At 37.2% G+C, this 23,667-nt stretch carries 21 protein-coding genes; 11 read left to right on the top strand and 10 right to left on the bottom strand.

Annotation, left to right across the window (positions count from 1 at the left end):
- Positions 1-309: 309 nt before the first annotated feature.
- Positions 310-1,938 (bottom strand): acyl-CoA carboxylase subunit beta, encoded by a 1,629-nt coding sequence (locus tag J2T03_RS10155; protein WP_307211055.1) that lies wholly within the window; start codon positions 1,936-1,938, stop codon positions 310-312.
- A 393-nt stretch (positions 1,939-2,331) separates the two neighbouring features.
- On the opposite strand from J2T03_RS10155, the gene J2T03_RS10150 reads away from it, so the two are divergent.
- The 3 genes from J2T03_RS10150 to J2T03_RS10140 are packed head-to-tail and all read left to right on the top strand — an operon-like array spanning position 2,332 to position 5,083.
- Positions 2,332-3,210: a DMT family transporter gene (locus J2T03_RS10150; RefSeq protein ID WP_307211054.1), complete on the top strand. Its 879-nt coding sequence runs from the start codon at positions 2,332-2,334 to the stop codon at positions 3,208-3,210.
- 13 nt (positions 3,211-3,223) lie between these two features.
- Positions 3,224-4,306 carry a putative type IX sorting system protein PorV2 gene (locus J2T03_RS10145; protein WP_307211052.1) on the top strand — a complete coding sequence of 361 codons (1,083 nt, stop codon included), beginning with the start codon at positions 3,224-3,226 and terminating at the stop codon, positions 4,304-4,306.
- A gap of 21 nt (positions 4,307-4,327) precedes the next feature.
- Positions 4,328-5,083, top strand: a complete 756-nt coding sequence (locus J2T03_RS10140; RefSeq protein ID WP_307211051.1) for a hypothetical protein — start codon at positions 4,328-4,330, stop codon at positions 5,081-5,083.
- A 66-nt stretch (positions 5,084-5,149) separates the two neighbouring features.
- Here the strand turns inward: J2T03_RS10140 and J2T03_RS10135 are convergent, their stop codons facing one another.
- The 3 genes from J2T03_RS10135 to J2T03_RS10125 form a co-directional block, all read right to left on the bottom strand.
- Positions 5,150-5,935 carry a T9SS type A sorting domain-containing protein gene (locus tag J2T03_RS10135; protein ID WP_307211049.1) on the bottom strand — a complete coding sequence of 262 codons (786 nt, stop codon included), beginning with the start codon at positions 5,933-5,935 and terminating at the stop codon, positions 5,150-5,152.
- A 122-nt stretch (positions 5,936-6,057) separates the two neighbouring features.
- Positions 6,058-7,857: an excinuclease ABC subunit UvrC gene (uvrC, locus tag J2T03_RS10130; protein WP_307211046.1), complete on the bottom strand. Its 1,800-nt coding sequence runs from the start codon at positions 7,855-7,857 to the stop codon at positions 6,058-6,060.
- A 90-nt stretch (positions 7,858-7,947) separates the two neighbouring features.
- Entirely contained in the window at positions 7,948-8,709 is a 762-nt protein-coding gene (locus J2T03_RS10125; protein WP_307211044.1) for a hypothetical protein, read from the bottom strand.
- Between the two features lie 138 nt (positions 8,710-8,847).
- On the opposite strand from J2T03_RS10125, the gene hutH reads away from it, so the two are divergent.
- From hutH to J2T03_RS10110, 3 genes are all read left to right on the top strand, one after another.
- Entirely contained in the window at positions 8,848-10,335 is a 1,488-nt protein-coding gene (hutH, locus tag J2T03_RS10120) for a histidine ammonia-lyase (RefSeq protein ID WP_307211042.1), read from the top strand.
- Positions 10,336-10,819: 484 nt separating this feature from the next.
- Positions 10,820-11,266: a GNAT family N-acetyltransferase gene (locus J2T03_RS10115; RefSeq protein ID WP_307211040.1), complete on the top strand. Its 447-nt coding sequence runs from the start codon at positions 10,820-10,822 to the stop codon at positions 11,264-11,266.
- A gap of 117 nt (positions 11,267-11,383) precedes the next feature.
- The gene (locus J2T03_RS10110) at positions 11,384-12,877 is read left to right on the top strand and encodes a S8 family peptidase (RefSeq protein ID WP_307211038.1); all 1,494 of its coding nucleotides are present in this window, start codon (positions 11,384-11,386) and stop codon (positions 12,875-12,877) included.
- A gap of 186 nt (positions 12,878-13,063) precedes the next feature.
- Here the strand turns inward: J2T03_RS10110 and ygiD are convergent, their stop codons facing one another.
- Positions 13,064-13,891, bottom strand: a complete 828-nt coding sequence (gene ygiD, locus J2T03_RS10105) for a 4,5-DOPA dioxygenase extradiol (RefSeq protein WP_307211037.1) — start codon at positions 13,889-13,891, stop codon at positions 13,064-13,066.
- Positions 13,892-14,001: 110 nt separating this feature from the next.
- Positions 14,002-14,514, bottom strand: coding sequence for a YceI family protein (locus J2T03_RS10100; RefSeq protein ID WP_307211035.1), 513 nt, complete (start codon positions 14,512-14,514; stop codon positions 14,002-14,004).
- 277 nt (positions 14,515-14,791) lie between these two features.
- Here J2T03_RS10100 and J2T03_RS10095 point away from each other — a divergent pair, with 277 nt between their 5' ends.
- Positions 14,792-16,933 (top strand): S9 family peptidase, encoded by a 2,142-nt coding sequence (locus J2T03_RS10095; protein ID WP_307211033.1) that lies wholly within the window; start codon positions 14,792-14,794, stop codon positions 16,931-16,933.
- Positions 16,934-17,005: 72 nt separating this feature from the next.
- On the opposite strand, the gene J2T03_RS10090 is transcribed toward J2T03_RS10095, so the two are convergent.
- Positions 17,006-17,461: a hypothetical protein gene (locus tag J2T03_RS10090; RefSeq protein WP_307211031.1), complete on the bottom strand. Its 456-nt coding sequence runs from the start codon at positions 17,459-17,461 to the stop codon at positions 17,006-17,008.
- Complete coding sequence (locus tag J2T03_RS10085; RefSeq protein WP_307211030.1) at positions 17,458-17,796, bottom strand: hypothetical protein; 339 nt, start codon at positions 17,794-17,796, stop codon at positions 17,458-17,460. The genes J2T03_RS10090 and J2T03_RS10085 overlap by 4 nt, the downstream gene beginning before the upstream one ends.
- A gap of 106 nt (positions 17,797-17,902) precedes the next feature.
- Between J2T03_RS10085 and J2T03_RS10080 the strand changes: the two genes are divergently transcribed.
- The 3 genes from J2T03_RS10080 to J2T03_RS10070 all read left to right on the top strand — a co-directional run bounded on the left by J2T03_RS10080 (position 17,903) and on the right by J2T03_RS10070 (position 20,012).
- Positions 17,903-18,928 (top strand): LLM class flavin-dependent oxidoreductase, encoded by a 1,026-nt coding sequence (locus J2T03_RS10080; RefSeq protein ID WP_307211028.1) that lies wholly within the window; start codon positions 17,903-17,905, stop codon positions 18,926-18,928.
- 217 nt (positions 18,929-19,145) lie between these two features.
- A complete protein-coding gene (locus tag J2T03_RS10075; RefSeq protein WP_306846504.1) occupies positions 19,146-19,397 on the top strand; it encodes a VF530 family protein in 252 nt (83 codons plus the stop codon).
- Positions 19,398-19,511: 114 nt separating this feature from the next.
- Positions 19,512-20,012, top strand: a complete 501-nt coding sequence (locus J2T03_RS10070) for an FKBP-type peptidyl-prolyl cis-trans isomerase (RefSeq protein ID WP_306846506.1) — start codon at positions 19,512-19,514, stop codon at positions 20,010-20,012.
- Between the two features lie 41 nt (positions 20,013-20,053).
- Here the strand turns inward: J2T03_RS10070 and J2T03_RS10065 are convergent, their stop codons facing one another.
- Entirely contained in the window at positions 20,054-20,431 is a 378-nt protein-coding gene (locus tag J2T03_RS10065) for a YchJ family protein (protein ID WP_306846509.1), read from the bottom strand.
- A gap of 201 nt (positions 20,432-20,632) precedes the next feature.
- Positions 20,633-22,774 carry a M3 family metallopeptidase gene (locus J2T03_RS10060; RefSeq protein ID WP_307211027.1) on the bottom strand — a complete coding sequence of 714 codons (2,142 nt, stop codon included), beginning with the start codon at positions 22,772-22,774 and terminating at the stop codon, positions 20,633-20,635.
- 59 nt (positions 22,775-22,833) lie between these two features.
- Here J2T03_RS10060 and J2T03_RS10055 point away from each other — a divergent pair, with 59 nt between their 5' ends.
- Positions 22,834-23,667 carry a head GIN domain-containing protein gene (locus J2T03_RS10055; protein ID WP_307211025.1) on the top strand — a complete coding sequence of 278 codons (834 nt, stop codon included), beginning with the start codon at positions 22,834-22,836 and terminating at the stop codon, positions 23,665-23,667.

Below are 23,667 nucleotides of genomic sequence, written 5' to 3'. Positions count from 1 at the left end.
TGGTACTGCGAAAGCGGGAGAGTAGGCCGCCGCCAGTTTTTATTAAAAGTCTCATACAGTTATTGTATGAGACTTTTTTTGTTATATACCCCATCCATACATATACTTATATCCCATACATATACCATACCCCAAGGGACACAATCAGCAATATTGATAAGCTATGGGAATAGGGCGAGACACGACAGGAAAATGATCATTCATCACTCAAGCATTCATAATTTATAGCTTATAATTCTTAATTATCTTGAGGCTAAACAAAAAAAATCGTCTCTAGTGGACGATTTATTATTGATTATGGAAGATCAATTAAACCTGAATAACTCCCATATTAAATTTCTCTGTAATAGGAGAGTGATTAGCTGCTTCAATACCCATAGAAATCCATTTTCTTGTATCTGTAGGACTGATAATAGCATCCGTCCAAAGCCTAGCAGCAGCATAAGTAGCTTCTGTCTGCTTTTGGTATCTTTTAGTAATAGTATTCAGAATTTCATTATGTTCTTCTTCAGAGATTTGCTTGCCTTGCTTTTTTAAAGTTGATTCCTGAATTTGCACCAAAACTTTTGCTGCCTGCGATCCACCCATTACAGCAAGATCTGCCCAAGGCCATGCTACAATTAATCTGGGATCGTAAGCTTTACCACACATTGCATAATTTCCTGCCCCATAAGAATTTCCTGTAATAATTGTAAATTTTGGAACCACTGAATTAGAAACGGCATTCACCATTTTAGCGCCATCTTTAATGATCCCTCCATGTTCAGATTTTGAACCCACCATAAATCCTGTAACATCCTGAAGGAAAATTAAAGGAATCTTTCTTTGGTTACAATTGGCAATAAATCTAGTTGATTTATCGGCAGAATCCGAATAAATAACACCACCAAACTGCATTTCACCTTTACCGCTTTTTACAAGCTTTCTCTGGTTAGCAACAATTCCTACAGACCATCCATCAATTCTGGCTGTGGCACAAATGATACTTTTTCCATAGTCTGGCTTATATTCATCATATTCAGAATTATCAACCAAACATTTAATGATCTCGTATGTATCATACTGTTCGGTTCTTGAAACAGGAACAATTCCAAAAATATTATCAGGATTTTCTTTTGGAGGAAAACTTTCTATTCTGTCGAATCCTGCTTTTTCATTAGTTCCAATAGATTTCATGATCGTTTTGATCCTGTCTAAAGCATCTTTATCATCTTTAGCCTTATAATCTGTAACTCCCGAAATTGAACAGTGTGTAGTAGCTCCTCCCAGGGTTTCATTATCAATGCTTTCCCCGATAGCAGCCTTAACAAGATAACTTCCGGCAAGGAAAATAGAGCCGGTTTTATCAACAATCATTGCTTCATCGCTCATAATAGGAAGATAGGCTCCTCCAGCTACGCAGCTGCCCATAACGGCTGAGATCTGAATAATTCCCATAGAGCTCATTTTAGCATTATTTCTAAAAATTCGTCCGAAATGTTCTTTATCAGGGAAAATCTCATCCTGCATAGGAAGGTAAACACCTGCAGAGTCTACCAGATAAATGATAGGAATTTTATTTTCCATAGCAATCTCCTGTGCTCTGAGATTCTTTTTTCCGGTGATAGGAAACCAGGCACCGGCTTTTACTGAAGCATCATTAGCAACAACAAGACATTGTCTGCCGGAAACATATCCCATTACTATGACAACTCCTCCGGAAGGACATCCGCCATGCTCTTCATACATTTCATAACCAGCAAATGCACCGATCTCTATGGAGTTTGAACCTTTGTCGAGAAGATATTCAATTCTTTCTCTTGCTGTCATTTTTCCCTCATCACGAAGCTTTTGTAGCCTTTTTTCACCGCCACCTTTTTTTATTTCAGCGAGTAATTGATTGATACCAGATAATTTTAATCTATTTTGATCTTCCCGTTTGTTAAATTCAAGGTCCATAAAATTTCAATTTTTTACGGCTAAAGATACTATTTTTATAATGAATAGCGTTTGTAGTAAAACAAGTGTTTAATATATTGGTTCTCAGAAAATTGTGAAATTTTTAACAAAAAAATATTTTTAAATTACTGATAATTTTTCTAACTTTACTTCAGAGTAAAAGGAATAATATTCCTTGTTAATTACTCTAAGTTCCTAGTTTATTTTTTTAATAGTTTATTATTTGAAGGCCCTGAACGTTGAACAAATTTTCAGGGTTTTTTTATGTCATATTATTAAAAGACGAACCCGTTTTACGCTTTTTACTTTTTTATTGACTAAATTTATCTTTTTATCAATAATTCTAAATGCTATTTGTAAATTTGCCTGTTAAAAATTTACAGAAGTTAGAATATGCAAAAATTAGCACTTTTCAGGCTGCATTTAATTGTTTTTTTATGGGGGTTTACCGCAATTTTAGGAAAACTGATTCATGCCAACGCACAGATCCTTGTATTTTATAGAATGCTGTTTGCTGCTGTATTTTTATTTGCATTTATCAGGATTTACAAAAAAGAGAGTATTAAAATATCAAAAAAAATATTTTTTCAGCTTGCCGGAATAGGCTGTGCCATGGCACTTCACTGGTATTGTTTTTTTTATTCCATTAAAGTATCCAATGTTTCCATAGCATTAAGCTGCCTGTCTCTTTCTACCTTATTTGCTTCCATATTGGAGCCTGTTATTTTTAAAAGAAAAATTGATATATCGGAAGTTGTGATGGGAGTAGTGATCGTTGCCTGTATATTATTAATTTTTAAAACCGAATTTCATTTTAAGGAAGGTATCATCTATGGGATTCTCTGCGCAGTATTCGGAACTATCTTCTCTGTTTTTAACGGTAAAATGTTTGGAAAAACCAGTTCAGGAAATATTATATTCTATGAAATTTTTTGTGGGTGGTTTGTTCTGGCAATATTTTATATGTTTACAGGACAGATTTTTCAAATGAATGAAATAAACTACAGAGATCTGGCGTTAATATGCTTACTGGCAAGTGTTTTTACAGCTTTTCCGATGCTGGAATCGGTGAAGCTTATGAAGTATATTTCGCCTTTTACTCTAATTTTAACAGTTAATTTAGAACCTGTCTACGGAATTATACTAGCTTTTTTTATCTTTGGAGAATCAGAAGAAATGAGCCATATATTTTATGTAGCTTCAGGCGTTATGATATTGGCTATTATTGTAAATGGATTAATAAAAGCCAGAAAACAAAAAAACTTTAACTAAGCATCAAATTTATATGATGAAGAAATATTTTTTACTTGTATTTTCACTGCTGTTTGGGCTGTCTCAATCTCAGATTATAAGAAAATATTCCAATGAATTTTTAAATATCGGGGCCGGAGCAAGAGGACTGGCGATGGGTGGAGCTGTAATTTCCAACCAGGACGATGTATATTCTCCCATGTGGAACCCGGCAGGTTTAATGGCTATTGAACGGGACTGGCAAGGCGCAGCAATGCACGCAGAATATTTTGAATCTATTGCAAAGTATGATTATCTGGCGTACGCAAAAGTCCTGGAAGAAGGAGTATTTGGAGTTTCTATAGTAAGATTAGGAGTAGATAATATCCTGAACACGACACAAATGATCGATGCTGAAGGTAATATTGACTATGATAAAATCACAAAATTTTCCCAGTCTGATTATGCTGCTATTCTTTCCTATGCCTTCAATCCAGCAGGCAATCCTAAACTGGATGTAGGGGTAAATGCTAAAATTGTTTATAGAAATGTAGGGAAATTTGCAAGCGGCTACGGTTTTGGTTTTGATATAGGAGCCATTTATAAGGCTGATAATGGATGGAAATTTGGAGGGATGCTACGTGATGCAACCACTACGGTGAACTTCTGGAGCATCAATCAGGGTGAGCTCTCAACTGTAGTAAATGGTGAAGAGTTCAACCCGGCACCAAAAGATAAAATGGAACTTACCATGCCTAAGCTGAATGTAGGAGCGAGTAAAATATTCAATATCAACAGCAGCGTTTATGTATTGCCTGAAGCTGGGATTAATGTTGACTTTGCTAAAACTGCAGCTTTGATATCTACAGATTTTGCAAGTATAACACCTTATGCGGGTGCTGAACTTGGGTATCAGAAAATGATCTTTGTAAGACTTGGGATTAACAGATTCCAGTCTATTACAGATATTGAAGATTTGAAAAGAAAAGTTTCCTTCCAGCCGAGTGCCGGTCTTGGTATAAGATACAGAGGGCTTACACTGGATTATGCGATCACCAATTCAGGGATCGGAGGATCTAACTTCTATTCTAATTTTTTCTCCCTTAAATTAGATATGGGAGCATTCAGAAATGACTAACTTTGAATTAATTTAAAAGCAATGAAAAAGATTTCGGTACTTACATTTATGTTGGCAGTAACTGCTGTTTTCGGGCAAAAGGTTTCTGATTATAAATATATTTCTATTCCTCAGAACTTTAAAGATTTCGAAAAAGAATCATATGGTCTTGATGATTCCTTAGCCAAGGCTTTAAAATCAAAAGGATACGTAGTTGTCCGGGAAGGTAAAGATCAGTGGCCTTCGGGAATTGAGAAGAACTCTTGCAGCTTTGCTGTGGGCAATGTGCTTAATAAAAGCAGTTTTCTAAGAAATAAACTAGAGCTTGAGTTTAAAGACTGTAATGGGAATGTGGTGTTTTCATCAAAAGGAAGTTCGAACATTAAAGAATATAAAGAAGGCTATCAGGATGCTCTTAAGCAGTCTCTGGTTTCACTTCCAGCTTCAAATCCGGTGGCAAATCTTCAGGCTATGAAAACTGAGAGTTCAAATACAGGGCCTGTTAAAAATAATGATGAACCTTCATCTGCGCCTGTTACAGAAAATACATCCGGTAAATATACCAACGGTAGGCTTAACCTTCAGAAAATACAGGTGGATACAAATCAATTTATCCTGACAGACAATGGAAGTTCTGTACCATTTGCAGTTTTTAAAACTTCTTCCAAAAAAGATGTTTTTAGGGTAAAACTTTCAGATGGAACTTATACTATCGGATATTACGAGAATGGAAATATTGTGATTGATATGCCACAATCTAATGGAGAATATTCTAAGGAAATATTTCTGCAAAAATAAATATTGATTAAATTGAATAACAAAAAGTCCTCAATACGAGGACTTTTTGCTATATATGAAGAAATTTTATTTCTTGATAAACTTTAAAGTTTGATTTTCTTTTTTACCGTTAATCTTTGCTGTATACGTTCCGGGAACCAGTTCGGATAATGGAATTGATGTATTGCTTTTTTGTGATGAAACAGTTTTTACTAATTTTCCGTTCGCATCATAAATTTCTATAGATTCAATTGTGTTTTTACCTTCTATATTTAAAACATCAGAAACAGGATTAGGATATACTTTAGCAGAAGCTTTTGTAACTTCAGAAGTGGACAAAGCACTTACAATATTAGCGGTATAATCTGTCCAGGTTCCGTATGCATAAGTTCCACATGGCGATTGTGCTGGAGTTCCGTCACCTGAATTTGCCAGACGGTTCCAAATTCTCATTCTGTACGCTCCGGCTGTCACGGAATTAGGAATTGTAAATGTTCCGGTGTAAACTTGTGTTGAGTTGGCGATATAGCCTGGTAAAAATAAAGCTTCTCCTGCATCATCAAAATCACCGTCTTTATTGAAGTCAATAGCCATTCCGCAGGATATCCATCCCGTTGTTGTTATGTTAATGTCATAATTGACACCAGTCGTCAGATTCATGCTTACTGAAGTTCTGTCTCTTCCGCTGGTGCAGGTTCCTGCTGCAAAAGTATTGTTGAAACTAGCCTGCGGAATGGCAACTTGGGTAATTCTCCAGCTGGAGCATCCACTAGGATATGACGGATTGCAATAGGTCTGTGAGTAAAAAAGATTAGCAAATGCAGACACGAAGAATAGGGCAAAGAATTTTGCGAAAATGTAGTTATTTTTCATATGGTTAGGGTTTATAACACTAAAATATGAAAAAAACATTAAAAATAAAAATTTATAATAGATTAAATAAGTATAAGGCAGTTAATTTGAATATTAATAATTAAAACTACAAATAAATAGTTCTAATTGTTAGTGTTATTAAAGAAATCATGAACAATTTTCGCCTTACTTTTCCCTAAAATCTCTTCCAGTGTTTCCAAACTCGATTCTTTGATCCTTTTAACAGATTTTAATTTAGATAAAAGCAATTCAATCGTTTTCCCTCCGACACCCGGAATTTCTTCCAGTTCAGACTTAATGGTAGAATTTTTTCTTCTGGTTCTGTGATGCTTTACCCCAAAACGGTGAGCTTCGTCCCTTACCCGTTGCAAAATCTTTAATGTTTCCGATTTTTTATCAAGATATAAAGGAATAGAATCTTCAGGAAAGAAAATCTCTTCGAGCCTTTTTGCAATCCCTACAATCGTGATTTTGCCATAAAGACCCAATAATTTTAAACTCTTCACAGCAGACGAAAGCTGACCTTTTCCTCCATCTATAAGAATCAGTTGGGGCAGGTTTTCACCTTCATCCAGCATTCTTTTATACCGGCGATAAATTACCTCTTCCATTGTAGCGAAATCATTGGCGCCTTCCACTGTTTTCGGGTGGAAAATTCTGTAGTCGGCTTTGCTTGGTTTTCCGTCTTTAAAAACGACACATGCAGAAACAGGGTTCGTTCCCTGGATATTCGAGTTATCAAAACCTTCAATATGTCTTGGCTCCACGGGCATTCGAAGCAGTTTCTGCATTTCGGACATGATTCTGTTTGTATGTCTTTCCGGATCTACAATCTGTACCTGCTTTAATTTTTCTAAACGATATTCCTTCGCATTTTTCTCGGAAAGTTCCACAATCCTTTTTTTATCACCGACTTTCGGAACGATCAGTTTTACATTCGGGATTTCTACAGAAAGATGAAATGGTAATAATACTTCTTTAGAATCAGAACTAAATTTCTGCCGGATCTCAATCAAAGCTTCTTCCATGATATCTTCATCCGTTTCTTCAAGGATCTTTTTGATCTCCGTGGTGAAACTCTGAATGATATTTCCGTTTCTTATCTTGAAAAAATTCACATAAGCTGCCGCTTCATCACTGGTCATTCCAAAAACATCTACATCATCGATATTTGGATTTACGACTGTATTTTTAGCCTGATAATCTTCCAGGATATCCAGTCTTTCCTTAATGATCTGAGCTTCTTCAAACTTAAGATTGGAAGCCATTTTCATCATCTGATTCACCAGATACTCTTTTGCTTTCCGGAAATCACCTTTGATAATTCCGCGGATGGCATCGATTTTTTCATCATAATCCTCCTTACTTTCCAGATCCTCGCAAGGCCCCTCGCAGTTTTTAATATGGTATTCCAGGCATACTTTGTATTTTCCCTCCGCAATTTTAGCAGGCGAAAGATTAAGATTACAGGTCCTTAGCTTATAAATATGTTTGATGGTATCCAGCAAAATCTTTGCAGGGCGAACTTTAGCATAAGGTCCATAATATTCTGATCCGTCTTTGATTACATTTCTGGTGAGGAATATCCTTGGAAAACTTTCATTTTTGATACAGATCCATGGATACGTTTTATCATCCTTTAAGAGTACATTATAAAAAGGACGGTGTTCCTTGATCAGATTGTTTTCAAGCAAAAGCGCATCGTATTCGCTGTTAACGATGGTTGTTTCAAGACGTACAATCTTTCCTACCATTATTTTGATACGGTATCCCGGAAGATTTTTGTTGAAGTAGGAGAGAACCCTTTTCTTTAAATTTTTGGCCTTTCCTACATACAGCAATTGGTCGTTTTTATCATAATAACGATAAACGCCTGGTTCTGATGGTAAAGTTTTGAGCTGTAATTCTAAAGAAGGATTCATATAACAAAATTACGGAATCCATCCGGGATTTAAAAGAACAAAAAAACTGCAAAATTTTTCTGCAGTTTTAGTGATATGATTTAAAATATTCTATCCGTTATTCATCGAAGTGTATTCATTTACCAGGAAGCTGAAATAATCCCATTCAACTGAATTTTTAGGATATTTTTTCATGAATTCTGAATTGTCGCCAAACAGGAATTCATAATTACCTTCAAAGTCATCTTTGTGAAGCCACATTACCTTATCGCCTTTCTTTACATAATAAGATTTAATAACGCCGCCGCCAAGCTGAGGAGAACCCATCATAGAAAAACCGGCAGTTTCTTTAGCTCTGGGATCGTGATATACAGAAATAATATCACTGAAGTCAGGATTGATCAGCTGCATCAGGAATTCTTTGTCATCTTTTTTATTTTTCAGGGAAACGGTTTGATTTACAAAATGTATTCTTCCACCAGCTGTATTCTTGGTAAGCTTTTTGGTGCCGAAGTTTCTGATGTTGCTCATATATTTCCCGACTTTTGCAATTTTTTCTGCATTGCTGGGATATACATACATTTCATTAATCTGTTCGGCATTAAATACTTCATTTTTTTTAGTGATGCTGTCTTTCAAAGCAACTTCATAGATTTGTCCTTTTTTAGTTTCAATCTTACCGCAGAAACCTTTATGGGTTGTTCCGTCTTTTAAAATAATAGTTGATGTCTTTTTGGGAGAAGGTGAATTAAAACCCTCGTTGAAAAGATATGTTTCCATTTTTTTTATCTCTTCTTTGGAATATTTTACCTTCTGGGCAAAAGTTGCAGTGCCTGCAAGACACAGGGTAAGCAGTAAAATTTTAAGTTTCATAAGTTATTGTTAATTGTTCTATTATTTTGTTGGTAAAAATACTAAATAAAATCACTTATTATTACAAAAATACAATACTGTCAAATTTAGCTTTTACAATAATCGCTAAATGCGTAATTTTAAGGAAATTTTTTAGAAATGATATACGGTGTAGATGTTTTTACTTTCCATGATGTTCTGGAAATCTGTAAAAAGCCAGGTAAAGCTAAACTTAACAAAGCAGCTAAAGAACAGATCCTGAAATCTCAGAAAAATGTTCAGAAAATAGTAGAGTCCGATAGATGCGTGTATGGGATCAACACGGGTTTCGGACCGCTTTGCGATACTAAGATATCGGCTGACGAAACAGCTCAGCTGCAGTATAACCTTATCATTTCTCATGCAGTAGGTGTAGGAAAGCCTATCGACAAGGAATTTTCCAAAATCATGATCATTGCGAAAGTGCATGCATTGTCCAAAGGATTTTCAGGAGTCTCTCTGGAAGTGATTGAAAGATTGATCCTGATGCTTGAAAAAGATATCATTCCTGTGGTGCCGGAACAGGGATCTGTAGGGGCTTCAGGAGATTTAGCTCCTCTTGCGCATCTTGTACTTCCGTTACTCGGATTGGGACAGGTTTGGGAAGGTGATCAGATTTTCGAAACTATGGAAGTTTTGGACAGGCACGGCCTTGAGCCGTTGGCTTTAGGTCCGAAAGAAGGGTTGGGACTGATTAACGGAACCCAGTTTATTCTGGCTCACGCTATTAAAGGATTAGAAAAATTCGAATACTTATTAAACTTAGCGGATATGACTGCTGCAATGAGTATTGAGGCCTATAGAGGCTCTGAAAGCCCGTTCAAAAAGGAACTTCACGACATCAGACCTTTTGAAGGCAGCAAAAAAGTAGCAGCCAGAATGGTTAAATTTTTAAAAGGTTCAGAAAATATGAAAGCCCATGAGGACTGTGAAAGAGTTCAGGACCCTTATTCCATGAGATGTGTTCCTCAGGTACACGGTGCCAGCAGAAATGCTTTTGAACATCTTAAACTAATGGCTGAAACAGAGTTGAATTCGGTAACGGATAACCCAATTGTGCTAAGTGCTGAAGAATCTATTTCCGGAGGAAACTTCCACGGGCAATTGATGGCTCTTCCTCTTGATTATGCAACACTTGCAGCAGCTGAATTAGGAAATATTTCAGACAGAAGAAGCTATTTATTATTAGAAGGAAAATACGGATTACCGAGATTACTAACGGAAAGCTCAGGACTGAATTCAGGATTTATGATTCCTCAGTATACTTCAGCGGCTTTGGTCACGGAAAATAAAACATTGTGTTTCCCGGCATCGGCAGACTCTATTCCGACAAGCTTAGGGCAGGAAGACCACGTTTCTATGGGAAGTATTTCCGGTAGAAAATTCAATCAGGTTTTAGGAAATCTGGTTAATATTTTATCTGTGGAATTAATGTTTGCAGCGCAGGGATTAGAATTCAGAAGACCTGCCAAATGTTCGAAGATCATTGAGGAAAACTATGCGATTATCCGTTATAAAGTTAAAAAACTGGAAGATGACAGACTGATAGGAAAAGATATGCTGGCAATTGCAGAGCTGATCAATAACAGAGAATTTAAAGTAGATTAATTCAATTAAGAAATATAAAGCTTCCAGAAATGGGAGCTTTTTTTGTTCCATAAAGTGCATATAATTTTTCCATATACCAATTTTGAAGTAAAATACTGCAGGAAATAGATTTTTGGTATTGGCGAGGATAATGAAGTCTACGCGGGAATATTATCTATGCTGAACTGAAAATAGTAAGGGTGCACATGGAAGAATCCATATTGATGGACGGTTTTTCCAACTGGGTTGACCCGGACAAATGACGCCCGTTTATAATGAGCTCTCAACAGTTTTATGGACTTGGTATGAAACTTTATGAATCTACATTGGCACAGGTTCCTGAAGAACTTTATCGTACTGCTGAATTTGATTCTATCCAGCACAATAAATAACAGAGGAGATATTTTAATAATATAATCATTTATTAAATTTGCTTGTCTGTAAAAGTTTAAAAAACAACAGAAACAATAATTTCAAAATATTTATTTAATTCAAAAACAAAAAGATGAATACCAAAAGAACCGATTCATCCAATAGAGATTTCCAGAGTTTAGTTAAGCTCCTCGATGCTGATCTTGCTGTACGGGATGGAGAAGATCATGAATTTTATCATCAGTTCAATTCAATTGACATGCTTAAAAATTGTGTGGTAGCTTACTCTGATGATACGGCGGTGGCCTGTGGTGCTTTCAAGCCTTTTTCTGAAGATACCGTGGAAATAAAAAGGATGTATACGGATATAGAAAAGAGAGGAAAAGGTTTTGCTTCCAAAATATTGAATGAATTGGAAACCTGGGCCAAAGAAGAAGGATATAAAAAATGTGTTTTGGAAACAGGAATCAAACAGCCTGAGGCTATTGCATTGTATGAAAAATGTGGCTACATAAGAATTCCCAATTATGGGCAATATATTGGTATTGACAATAGTGTATGTTTCGAAAAAAGAGTATAAGGTTTTCGAAATGTAAGGCATAAGATTCATATTCACATAATACTAAATTCATTTTTTCTAAGCTTTTAAATCACATCAAAGTGTTATATTGTGGTTCCAAACCATACAATTAAAACTATGAAAAAAAGAGTATTTTACCTCTTAGCATTATTTTTTGTTTTGAATTCATGTACCAGAGATGAACTACAGAACGAAAATCCTGTAATTGAAGCTGTTCAGAAAGATCCTTTGACGGGAAAGCAGATCAATGCAGAAATTAACAGCACGATCAAAAACACCGGATCTTTCAACTGGAAAAATGCTTCAGACCATCTGCTTTGGAGTGCAATTTTCAGAGGAAACAGAATGGTATCCATCGGATTTGGGGTTTCAAAGGATGATTTTGACAGAAGTCTCTCTCCTGAAAACAAAACAATGGAAGCCGAAATTTTAGGCCTGATCCAGCAATATGAAGGGATTGAACAGACAAGGTTTCTGATTTCTTCAGACCAGTATCTTAATCAATTAGATGTCATTATTGAAAAGGAAGAAACCATTAAGGTATTGAGAAAAATGAAAACCATCCGCTATGTAGAGCCGGGAGACTATCATTATTTTGAGATAGAAAAAAGCCTTAGTCCCAATGCAAAGTCCAGCGGTTCTTCATCAGGATGCGGATTTGAATCCACCGTTTTAAATACTGCAGATTATACCACTACCGCTCCCAATGCCAAGGTGCCATGGGCATTTACGAAGCATAATATTCCAAATGCATGGAGCTACAGCACCGGAGCAGGAGTCACCATAGGGCTTATTGATACCGGAGTTTCACCTGAGCAGACATTGCTGGGAAGCAGTTTCAATACCGGAGCGTCATCAGGAAGAACAATCAGCAAATTTGGATCATATGTCAACGGATCCACTACAGATGGCCCAGCTGATCAATGTGGACACGGAACAAAAATGGCTTCTGTAATGGCAGCCCCGAAAAATAATGCAGGACTTCCTGTAGGAGTTGCCTACAATGCCAATCTGATTACCTACCGTGCGGCTTCCAATGTTGTTTTGGAAACTTCCAGTGAGCAGAACGGTGTAAAAACAGCATTTACTGATCTGGCCAATAATACCAGTGTAAAGATTATTTCCATGTCGATGGGACATATTTTCTCAGTAGGGAAAATTGAGGATGGGGTGAAATACGCATATTCTAAAGGAAAGCTGATCTTTTGTGCAGGAGGCACTTCTACCAGTTTTACCAATTTTGTTGGCGTTATTTTCCCGGCAAGTATGTCTGAAACACAGGCTGTAACCGGAGTAAAAGAAGGAACGTCCAACCAGAAATGTGATGTCTGCCATTCCGGAAGCCAGATCGATTTTACCTTCCAGATGGAAAGAGCCAATGGAAATACAGTTCCTGTTTTAAGTTATTATAACAATCAGGCGGATTATGTAGGCGGTTCATCCGTGGCTACGGCAGCTACAGCTGGAATTGCTGCTCTTGTTTGGGCTAAAAATCCTTCGTGGACAAGAGACCAGGTACTCAATAAAATGAGACAGTCTGCTACCTATTATCCTACAGTGAATTCAAGCTACGGCTATGGAAACATCAATGTTCTGGCAGCTGTACAATAAATTATATTAAGTAAAAATACCAGGGAATATCATTGTCTTCCAGCTGATCATCAAGTGGAATTATATTTCAATTCTTTGAAAGATACCTTCGTTGATGAGCTGTACGGATAGGTGATATTCCCTTCTTTTAAACCCAATAAGTGGGTAGAAGAAGTTCTTAGTAATGAAATAATAGATAAATACAGATTATCCTATCCTTACACTGGTCATACTCAGAGATCCGCCGATCAGTTCGTCATTAAATAAGGACAGACTTTCAGATTGATCTTTTAAACCTAGTGTGTAGATCAACGGAAGATAATGATCCGGCGTAGGAACTGCATATTGCAGAAATGTTCCCTGCTTCTGATAATCTATGATATTCTGAAAATTTCCATCAAGAAGCCAGCTATTTGTCTTTTCTCTGGCTTCCACAGCCCAATCCCATCCTGCGCCAACAGTATCAATATTTTTCCAGTCGATCAGGCGGAGATTATGCACAATATTTCCGCTTCCGATAATGAGGATTCCTTTTTCACGGAGTTCATTCAGCCTTTTAGCAAGATCAAAATGATACTGCGCAGGTTTTGTATAGTCTATGCTCAGCTGGATCACGGGAATATCAGCTTCCGGATACATATGTTTAATGACCGACCATGCACCATGGTCAAGTCCCCAGTTATGATCTTCATCCACCAAAACAGGAGCCAGAAGTTCAGCTGCTTCTCTCGCCAGTTCCGGATTTCCCGGGGCAGGATACTGTACATCAAACAAAGCTTTCGGAAAACCTCCGAAATCGTGGATTGTTCTCGGCATATCCATTGCAGTGACAAAAGTTCCCTTCGTATACCAGTGTGCAGAAATACAGAGGATGGCATTAGGTTTAGGAATCTCATGCGCTGCTTTTCTAAATCCTTGTACAAACTGGTTTTCTTCAATAGCATTCATCGGTGAGCCATGCCCGAGAAATAAAACGGGCATTCTTTGGGTATTTCCAAAATTGTTGCTGATATTCTGCAGATCGTTAAGGTTCATAATAAGGAGGTAATTAGAAAAAAGGTCCAAGGCTTTTAGAAAATCCTTGAACCTTTTGTATACTTTAATGGGTACATATTTGGAGAGAATGTTCCAAACTCGATTTTGTATTATGCCTGTTTTACAAACTGTAATTCCCCGGCAATTTTTACTTCGTCACTTACCATTACGCCTCCAGCTTCAAGAGCTGCATTCCAGTTCAGTCTGAAATCTTTTCTGTTGATCTTTCCTTCAAAGGAAAAACCTGCTTTCGTATTTCCCCAAGGATCCACATTGATCCCTCCGAAGTCCACATCTAAAGTAATAGGTTTTGTAATACCGTTTACTGTAAGATTTCCGGTTACTTTATCATTTAAAGCCTGAGATTCAAATGTAATGGAAGGATATTCTTCTGCGTTGAAAAACTCTCCGGATTTTAAATGATTGTCTCTGTCTGTGTTATTGGTAAATACAGAATCAGTCTGGATAGTAGCTGTAGTTTTAGCATTTGCAAAGCTATCGTCTTCAGCTTCAATTTCTGCGTTGAAAGTTCTGAAGCTTCCTTTCACATTAGAAATCATCATGTGTTTTACTTTGAAAGTAATTTCACTATGTGTTGGGTCTAGGTTCCATTTTGTTGCCATTGTATTGTATTTTTTGTTTGTTATTGATACTGCAAATGTAGGGCGGAGATCATATACAAATCATTGACTTAGGTTAAGAAATGAAATAACTCCAATTTTATGTGAGTCATCAATTGCTTTGCAAGTGAATAGTGAATTATGACGGACTATAAAATTTACTATTGACCTTCACTATTTGCCCTATTAAGTTAATAAATCCTGTTTTATGAATGTTTTATTTAACATTTATTAACGGATGATTTTTATTTCTTATTTTTGATGGATTCAATTTTATACAATGAAATTACATAGATTTTCTTTATTGATGCTAGTTTTGGGTAGTTCTGTAATCGCACAGACCCAAAAATTTACAATGGCGGAGGCAGTAAATGGATTGAGAACAAATCTTGCCGTGAAAAATATATCCCAATTCTCATGGACCTCAGACGGTAAATCATATATTCAGGCTGTAAAAGGCGGTTATCTGATTACTGATATTAAGACCAATAAGCAGGATACTTTAGTGTCTCTGACCCAACTGAACAGATCATTTTCAGATACTAAACTAAAAGCAGTCCCTCAAATCAAATTTATCGGAAGTTCAAGTGGTTATTTCAGTGCGAACGATAAAATGTTCTGGATCGAAAAATCAGGAAACGACTGGAGAGTAAAAACGACTGCTATAGTTGATGAAAATGCGTCCAATATGAAAATGTTCGGAGATAACCAGACTTTTGCCTTTACGGTAAAGAATAATCTATATGTCAGCAAAAACGGAAAAACAATTGCTGTAACCAATGATTCTGATGAAAATATCATCAACGGAGGTGCAGCAGTTCACAGAAACGAATTCGGAATTGATACGGGAATTTTTCCTGCCCCTAATTCTGATGCTGTAGCATTTTACAGAATGGATCAGACGATGGTAGCCGATTATCCTGTTATTGACTGGTCAGTAACGCCGGCTGTAAATCACAACATCAAGTATCCGATGGCAGGACAAAAGTCCCACGAAGTTACTTTAGGGGTCTATAATATTAAAAATCAGTCAACCACTTTCCTGAAAATTGAAGGCGAAAAAGATCAGTATCTGACAGCCGTTACCTGGAGCCCGGATTCAAAATATATCTTTGTAGGCGTTCTTAACCGTGAACAGAATCATTTAAAGATGAACCAGTACGATGCTGCTACAGGAAACCTGGTAAAAACCTTATTTGAAGAAACCAGCGATAAATATGTAGAGCCTCAGCATCCACTTACTTTCTTCCCGAACTCCAATACAGATTTCATCTGGCAAAGCCAGAGAACAGGATATAATCACCTGTTCCACTACAGTCTTGAAAAAGGACTTGTTGCCCAGATCACCAAAGGAGACTGGCTGGTAACTGACATTCTGGGCTTTAATGAAAAGAAAAAGGAGATCTACTTCACATCTACTAAAGAAACACCGCTTGAAAAGCATTTATATAAGATCAACTGGACAAACTTTAAAATACAGCGAATGGATGATGCATCCGGTGTACATACAGGAATCCTGAGCAGTGACGGAACTTATCTTTATGATACCTACAGTAATGCCGGTACACCAAGGTCTGTGAATATCATCAATACCAATACTGCTAAATCCATCAACATTCTTACGGCAGAAAATACACTGAAAAATTATCAGAGACCTGAAATTAAAAATGTAGAATTAAAAGCTGACGACGGAACACCTCTTTACGGAAAGATTATTCTTCCTACAGATTTTGACGCCAATAAAAAATATCCGGTGATTGTTTATCTGTACAACGGGCCGCATCTTCAGCTGGTGACCAATACGTTTCCGGCATCAGGAAATCTCTGGTATGAATACATGGCTCAAAACGGATACATCATTTTCACTATGGATGGGAGAGGTTCTGCCAACCGTGGAATGAAATTTGAGCAGGCTGTTTTCAGAAACCTGGGAACAACGGAAATGAATGACCAGATGAAAGGAGTGGACTATTTAAAATCTCTTCCTTATGTAGACTCCCAAAGAATGGGGATCCACGGATGGAGCTTTGGTGGATTTATGACGACAAGCTTCATGCTTCGCCAACCTGATGTCTTCAAAGTGGGCGTTGCCGGAGGACCGGTAATCGATTGGAGAATGTATGAGATAATGTATGGGGAAAGATATATGGACACACCGCAGGAAAATCCTCAGGGATATGCCACTGCCAATCTTTTGGATAAAGTGCAGAACTTAAAAGGGAAATTACTGATGATCCACGGGGCTCAGGACGATGTGGTGGTATGGCAGCATTCCATTAAATTTATAAAGTCTGCGGTAGATAGTGGCGTTCAGCTTGATTACTTTGCTTATCCGGGACATCCGCATAATGTGATCGGGAAAGACAGGGTTCACCTGATGCAGAAAGTGACAGACTACTTTGATCAGTATCTTAAGAAATAATAGTGAAAAATCCAGCCGAAGGCTGGATTTTTTGTTTTAAGATTGATTTTTTTTATCTGGAGATTGAACTGATTATTCATAAAATTCTTTAATGATATGCTTGTTGTTGATTCTCTTCAGTTCTTTTAATATATAATATCTATGCAGGAAACCTGTAAGCACAACGATCTTTTTACCGGGATAGGTTTCTGCAGTCTTGTAAATGTTTTTAGCCATGGTCTGGTTTCTGAGATCCCAGAATCCAGACATTAATTTAAAACCGTCTTTGTAGCTGATCTTTTCTCCGTTAGGCTTTACGACAAACCTTCTCGTAAATTCAGGTCTTACTTCAGTGATCTTTAAAAGCTCAGAATACTGGGCATTTTGTCTTTTTTCTGAGATTTGGTCTGTTGTGGCATTATTAAAATTTTCAGGTGATAATTCTGCAATCTTCATCAGTTCTTTTGTGAGATTGGTAAAATTTTCATAGATCTTCACTTCAGAAGGTGCTAATTTTTTTGCTTTATAAAGACTGTCGATTAACTTCACCGATAAATTATCAGTAGGAACCATTCCTCTGTCCTTCCTGTACTGATTTCTGCCTTCAAAATTAATGTATTAGGATATTTTTTCAGGTAAGAATTGCTTGCCTTGATCTCGTTTTCAGTAATCCTAATACCGTTTTCGTAGTCTTTCATTCCTTGGCCATCTACTTCATGAAGGATGATATCCGGTTTTACTTTATCAAGGATATCGAAAAGTATTTTAGGATGATAATTGGATACACTGTCATGGATATTGCCGATGACGTAGATTTCGCTTTTGCCTTGTGAAAAACAAAATCCGGTTAAGAAAAGTAAGAAAGCTGTTAAGGTATGTTTCATTTTATAATTATAGAAATAACCAAATATAGGTAAAATCTGTTCTTAACAAACATCAATGTTTTTGATCTTATTCATCCGTAATTTTGTTTATCTAAAATCTAAAAATATGGAATTAGGAATAGGAATGTTTGGTGATCTGGCTTTTGATCCGGCTACCGGAAAATATAGAAATGCAGGAGTGAAGATCCGTGAAATACTGGATCAGATAAAATTGATGGATGAGGTGGGCATTGATGTTTTTGCGATGGGAGAGCATCACCGTCCGGATTATGCGGTTTCGTCTCCGGAAATGGTGCTGGCTGCAGCGGCAAGTATCACCCAAAATATAAAGCTGGCAAGTGGTGTTACGGTTTTAAGTTCTTCAGAACCGGTAAAAGTTTATGAAGATTTTTCAACATTAGATTTAATATCAGACGGAAGAGCTGAAATATTCGTAGGACGGGGAAGCTTTATTGAATCTTTTCCGCTGTATGGCTATTCACTGAATGATTACGAAGAGCTTTTTGATGAAAAGCTGGAATTGCTGTTAAAGATCAATTCAGAGGAAAATGTAACCTGGTCAGGAAAACTCCGTGCGCCGATGCAGAACCAAACTGTTTATCCGAGAGCAAAAAATGGCGGAAAGCTGTCGATCTGGAGAGCAGTAGGCGGAACTCCACAATCTGTTTTAAGTGCAGCAAAACTGGGTATGCCTTTGGTGGTAGCTATCATCGGAGGAATGCCAATACAGTTTAAGAATCTGGTGGAATTTTACAAGCAGGAATATCAAAAAGCAGGACATGATATATCCAAAATGCAGATTGCAATTCATTCGCATACCTTTGTAAGTCATGATCAGGCTGTTGTAGACGGGTATTTCAACAACTATAAATCTCAGATGGACAGAGTAGGGGCAACCAGAGGCTGGGCTCCTTACACAAAAATGCAGTATGACGGAGGAAGAGCAAAAGATGGTGCTTTATTCATCGGAAGTCCGGCTGAAGTTGCCGATAAAATTGCTTACATGAAAGAAATTTTTGGAATCACAAGATTCATTGGACATATGGATATTGGTGATCCTGCTCACGATATCATGATGAAATCCATTGAGTTGTTTGGGGAAAAAGTAAAACCGGTTATTCAGAATCTATAAATTATAAAAAAGACCTCCGCTGATTGTTTGGCGGAGGCTTTATTTACAACTGACAAGGATTATTCATTGAAAATCTTTTTTTGTTATTAAGAGAATAAGACAGGAATATTTGAATAATTTCAATTGAATTTCACTGTTTTCCAATCAACAGCTTCCGGGATGTAAGGTGGGATTTCCATATCAGCTTATAATATTCTACTTTTACAAAAAAATAACAATGCAGGAACCTTCCAAAGATCCGCTACATGGAAAAAGACTTGATGCCATTCTTGAAGAACTGGTAGAATTTTACGGAGGCTTCGAGAAACTTGGCGAGCAGATCAATATCAAATGCTTTACAGATAATCCGAGCATCAATTCTTCCCTGAAATTTTTAAGAAAAACAGATTGGGCCAGAACGAAAGTAGAAAGCTTGTACCTCTTTGTATTGAGACAGAAAAAACGGGATGAAACAAAGAAAGGGAAGTGAGAAAAAATGCTGTTTGAGATTTTTGTTTTAACATCTTTTTCACAATCAATCATTTCAGAAATAGTATATTTGTGCCGTTAATCGTGAAAAACATCACGAAAAAAAAGATATAATATGACAATTGAAAACAACCATGTTGTAGCAGTAAGCTACGTACTTCACACGATAGAAGAAGATGGAAGTAAGATTCTTGTAGAAGAAACAACAGCAGAAAACCCACTTACATTTTTATATGGTGTAGGAATGATGATTCCAAAGTTTGAGCAAAATATCCTGGGTTTGAAAGCCGGTGATAAAGCTGCTTTCATTATTCAGGCAGAAGAAGCTTACGGAGAAAAAGATCCGAATTCGATCGTGCAGTTGCCAATCGACATGTTCCAGGAATCTGGAACTCCGCCTTTGGGAGCTATTTTGCCTTTATCTGATGGTCAGGGAAATAATTTTCAGGCATTTGTATTAGAGGTAACACCTGAAGCAGTAGTGGCAGACCTTAACCATCCAATGGCTGGGAAAGTGCTAGATTTCCAGGTAGAAATTATAAATACGCGTCCTGCGACAGAAGAAGAACTGGCACATGGCCACGCTCATGGCGCTGACGGAACAGAAGCTCACTAAACTATAATAAATGTCCGGATTTTTTTCGGACATTTTATTTCTTATTCTAAAAATTCTCCACTCACATAAAACCAACGGTTTTGAATCATTTTGAATTTTGATAATTCATGATGGATTTGCTTGTGACCGTCTTCATCAGTATAAAAGGCTTTAAATTCAACTTTGCTGACAGAAGGTTTACCTATAATTTCCAGTTTTGTCCATTCGTTAATTTCTCCCCATTCCTGCAGATCTTCTATGTTGTGCAATTTTCTTTTTGCCGGATATGTAGTTTCCATCAGGTATTTTCCATTTGGAATGGCAAATGCAGAAAATCTGGAACGCATCAATGCTTCTGCAGTAGGAGCATGTTTTTCTCCACTGTGGTAAGGCTGGCAACATTCTTCGTATGATTTTCCTGAACAGCAGGGACAATCCATATTTTAATTTTTTTGAATCACAAAAATAAAGATTTTAACGATAAAAACGGCTTCAGCCCGTGATTATAACGAACGTATCAAAACATATTTTTATTCAATAGAAATGGGTTTTAACTCATTTAATAAAGTCTACAATTATTCCACGGCTTCAGCCAAAACCTATAAAAAAGAAGCACCCAATCGGATGCTTCTCTATATAATTTATTTAATAAAACCTCTGTTTCTTAATAAAGGCTTGATATCCGGATCATGACCTGTGAAATCTCTGAATGCCTGATTAAGATCTACAGAATTACCTACAGAAAGAATATATTTTCTGAAACGGTCACCGTTTTCTCTTGTCAGGCCTCCGTTGTTTTTAATCCATTCCCATGCATCATTATCGAGGGTTTCAGACCACAGGTAAGCATAATATCCTGCCGAATATCCTCCGCCCCAGATATGGGCAAAATAAGGAGTATGATATCTAGGTGGTACGGTAGCTAAAGTGAATCCGTGGCTGGCTAATGATTGTTTTTCAAAATCAAGAACCGGGATTAGCTGACTTTCATTGGTTACAGTATGCCAGTCCATATCCAGAGCTGCTGCAGAAACAAGTTCTGTCGTCATATATCCCTGGTTGAAAGTAGCTGCTTTTTTTATTTTTTCAACTAAATCCTGAGGAATCGGCTGCTTTGTTTCATAGTGGATCGCATAATTTTTTAGAACAACAGGATCTAAAGCCCAATGCTCATTGATCTGTGAAGGGAATTCCACAAAATCTCTCGGAACACTTGTTCCTGAAAGCGACGGGTATTTCTGGCTTGCAAACATACCGTGAATCGAATGCCCAAACTCGTGGAACATTGTAGAAACATCATCATAACTAATCAGTGATGCCTTTCCAGGAGCCGGCTTCTGATAATTATAACAGTTTACGATGACAGGTTTTGTTCCTAGAAGATAAGACTGTTCAACAAAATTACTCATCCATGCACCCCCGTTTTTAGAATCCCTGGTATAGAAATCAAGATAATAGATTGCGATAGATTTTCCGTCGTGGTCAAAAACCTCATACGTTACCACATCCGGATGATAAACCGGAAGATCAGTTCTTTTTTTGAACGTAAGTCCGTAAAACTTTTCAGCAGCATAGAAAACTCCTTTTTCCAGAACCGTAGTCACTTCAAAATAAGGCTTGATCTGGTTTTCATCAAGGTCATATTTGGCTTTTCTTACCTGCTCAGCATAGAAATTCCAGTCCCATGGCTCCACTTTGAAACCGTCTTTCTGCTGATCAATCAGATCCTGAATATCTTTTGCTTCACGTTTTGCCGTTTCTACTGCAGGAGTGGCAATCTGGTTCATAAGCTTGGTAGCTGCCTCGGGTGTTTTAGCCATCTGGTCCTGAAGTTTCCATTCAGCGAAGCTTTTCTTACCTAAGATCTGAGCTTTTTTAAGCCTCAGTTTAGCCAGTTTTTCAATAGTCTCACGGGTGTCGTTTCCATTGCCTTTTTCAGCTCTTAGCCATGATGCTTTGAACAGTTTTTCTCTTGTGGCTCTGTTTCTCAGATTCTGAAGAAGAGGCTGCTGAGTTGTATTCTGAAGGGCAAGAAGATATTTTCCCGGTTGTCCGGCAGTTTTAGCATCAGTTGCTGCCGCTTCAATCTCGTCGGCAGAAAGCCCTTCAAGTTCTTTGGCATCAGAGAAAAATACACCTCCCTGCTTTCTTGCTTCCAATAGTTTATTGGCATATTGGGTAGAAAGAGAAGCCAGTTCCTGATTAATCTGTTTTAGTTTTTCTTTATCAGCAGAAGAAAGATTTGCTCCTGCAATTTCAAAATTCTGTTTGTAAAACTGTACAAGTCTTTTTCCCTCTGCATCTAAACCGTCTTCTTTAATCGACTTGATTCTTTTATATAAATTTTCATTCAGGTACATTTTATCGGAATGGGCTGCAAAAATTGGAGCATATTCCTCATCCAAAGCCTGAAGGGTAGGGTTTGTATTGGCGCTTGTAAGGTTGGAAAATACTATAGTGGCTCTTTTTAATACTTCGCCACTTTTTTCCAGGGCTACAATAGTGTTTTCAAAAGTAGGGGCTTCCGGATTATTGGCAATTTTTAGAATCTCAGCATCATGCTGTTGAAGTCCAAAATCGAAAGCAGGTTTGAAATGTTCATTTTTAATTTTATCGAATTCCGGAGCTTCATACTGAAGCTTGCTTTTCTTCATAAAAGGATTTGAAGATAAAGATGGATCGGTAACAGGAATCTCCTGTTGAGTATCGGTTTTCTTCATTGTAGTACAAGATTGGTTAAGTGCCAGCGCAGAAATTAACAATACCGATGAAATATTTTTCATAAATTAGTTGTTATTAAAGTATAAAGATATTAAAAACTTAATTTATAAAAGCAGTAAACATGAAATCGACAAGTCTTTTTATATTGTCAGCCTTCGCGCTGATAACCTCATGCAATGAAAAACATGATAGAAGAAATAATGAAAATAGTGACCGTAATAATGATAACGGCTGGGTAGACAAAGTGATCGACAAAGATAGTGGTCCGGTCAAAGAGAAAGTATTTAACGGAGATTTTGACGAAATAGAAGTTTCCCAGGCTATTGATGCTGAGGTAATCAAATCTGACGCAGAGAAAGTGGTTATTTCTGCGCCGGAAAATATCCTCAATGAAATTCTTGTAGAGAACAGTGGCGGAAAACTTCATATCCATTATAAGCGTGGCATCAGAGTTATGAACAGCCATAATGTAAAGGCTAAGATCTATACCAAAGATTTTTCTAAGCTCGTTGCCAATTCTGCAGCAAGTGTTACCATAAAAGATAAATTCACACAGGAAAAAATGGATGTTGAAATATCCAGTGCAGCAAGCGTTTCCGGAGATCTGGAAGCTAATGATTTGGATATTTCGGCAGACAGCAGCAGCAGTTTCAGCGGAAAAGTATGGGCGGTAGACCTTGATGTTGATGCTTCATCAACAGCAAGCATTGATATTTCAGGAAAAAGCAAAAATGCAGATATTACTTCTTCATCAGGCAGCAGTATTTCAGGAAAAGAAGTTGTTGCCGATCATGTGAAAGCTGAAGCCTCCAGCGGTGCAAGCGTTGAGATCAGCGCTGTTTCATCACTGCATGCGGAAGCTTCTTCAGGTGGAAGTGTAAATGTTTCTAAAAGAGGTGAACTTAAAAATGTTACCAAGGAGGAAAGTAGTGGCGGAAGCGTCAATATTCAATAA

Source organism: Chryseobacterium lathyri, assembly GCF_030812195.1.
GTDB classification, from domain to species: Bacteria; Bacteroidota; Bacteroidia; order Flavobacteriales; family Weeksellaceae; genus Chryseobacterium; species Chryseobacterium lathyri_A.
This window is presented reverse-complemented; position numbering and strand designations above follow the sequence as displayed.

Bases quoted from the DNA above. Each gene is read 5' to 3' on its own strand.
- J2T03_RS10155 (WP_307211055.1), bottom strand. From the start codon at position 1,938: ATGGACCTTGAATTTAACAAACGGGAAGATCAAAATAGATTAAAATTA.
- J2T03_RS10150 (WP_307211054.1), top strand. From the start codon at position 2,332: ATGCAAAAATTAGCACTTTTCAGGCTGCATTTAATTGTTTTTTTATGG.
- J2T03_RS10145 (WP_307211052.1), top strand. From the start codon at position 3,224: ATGATGAAGAAATATTTTTTACTTGTATTTTCACTGCTGTTTGGGCTG.
- J2T03_RS10140 (WP_307211051.1), top strand. From the start codon at position 4,328: ATGAAAAAGATTTCGGTACTTACATTTATGTTGGCAGTAACTGCTGTT.
- J2T03_RS10135 (WP_307211049.1), bottom strand. From the start codon at position 5,935: ATGAAAAATAACTACATTTTCGCAAAATTCTTTGCCCTATTCTTCGTG.
- uvrC (WP_307211046.1), bottom strand. From the start codon at position 7,857: ATGAATCCTTCTTTAGAATTACAGCTCAAAACTTTACCATCAGAACCA.
- J2T03_RS10125 (WP_307211044.1), bottom strand. From the start codon at position 8,709: ATGAAACTTAAAATTTTACTGCTTACCCTGTGTCTTGCAGGCACTGCA.
- hutH (WP_307211042.1), top strand. From the start codon at position 8,848: ATGATATACGGTGTAGATGTTTTTACTTTCCATGATGTTCTGGAAATC.
- J2T03_RS10115 (WP_307211040.1), top strand. From the start codon at position 10,820: ATGAATACCAAAAGAACCGATTCATCCAATAGAGATTTCCAGAGTTTA.
- J2T03_RS10110 (WP_307211038.1), top strand. From the start codon at position 11,384: ATGAAAAAAAGAGTATTTTACCTCTTAGCATTATTTTTTGTTTTGAAT.
- ygiD (WP_307211037.1), bottom strand. From the start codon at position 13,891: ATGAACCTTAACGATCTGCAGAATATCAGCAACAATTTTGGAAATACC.
- J2T03_RS10100 (WP_307211035.1), bottom strand. From the start codon at position 14,514: ATGGCAACAAAATGGAACCTAGACCCAACACATAGTGAAATTACTTTC.
- J2T03_RS10095 (WP_307211033.1), top strand. From the start codon at position 14,792: ATGAAATTACATAGATTTTCTTTATTGATGCTAGTTTTGGGTAGTTCT.
- J2T03_RS10085 (WP_307211030.1), bottom strand. From the start codon at position 17,796: ATGAAACATACCTTAACAGCTTTCTTACTTTTCTTAACCGGATTTTGT.
- J2T03_RS10080 (WP_307211028.1), top strand. From the start codon at position 17,903: ATGGAATTAGGAATAGGAATGTTTGGTGATCTGGCTTTTGATCCGGCT.
- J2T03_RS10075 (WP_306846504.1), top strand. From the start codon at position 19,146: ATGCAGGAACCTTCCAAAGATCCGCTACATGGAAAAAGACTTGATGCC.
- J2T03_RS10070 (WP_306846506.1), top strand. From the start codon at position 19,512: ATGACAATTGAAAACAACCATGTTGTAGCAGTAAGCTACGTACTTCAC.
- J2T03_RS10065 (WP_306846509.1), bottom strand. From the start codon at position 20,431: ATGGATTGTCCCTGCTGTTCAGGAAAATCATACGAAGAATGTTGCCAG.
- J2T03_RS10060 (WP_307211027.1), bottom strand. From the start codon at position 22,774: ATGAAAAATATTTCATCGGTATTGTTAATTTCTGCGCTGGCACTTAAC.
- J2T03_RS10055 (WP_307211025.1), top strand. From the start codon at position 22,834: ATGAAATCGACAAGTCTTTTTATATTGTCAGCCTTCGCGCTGATAACC.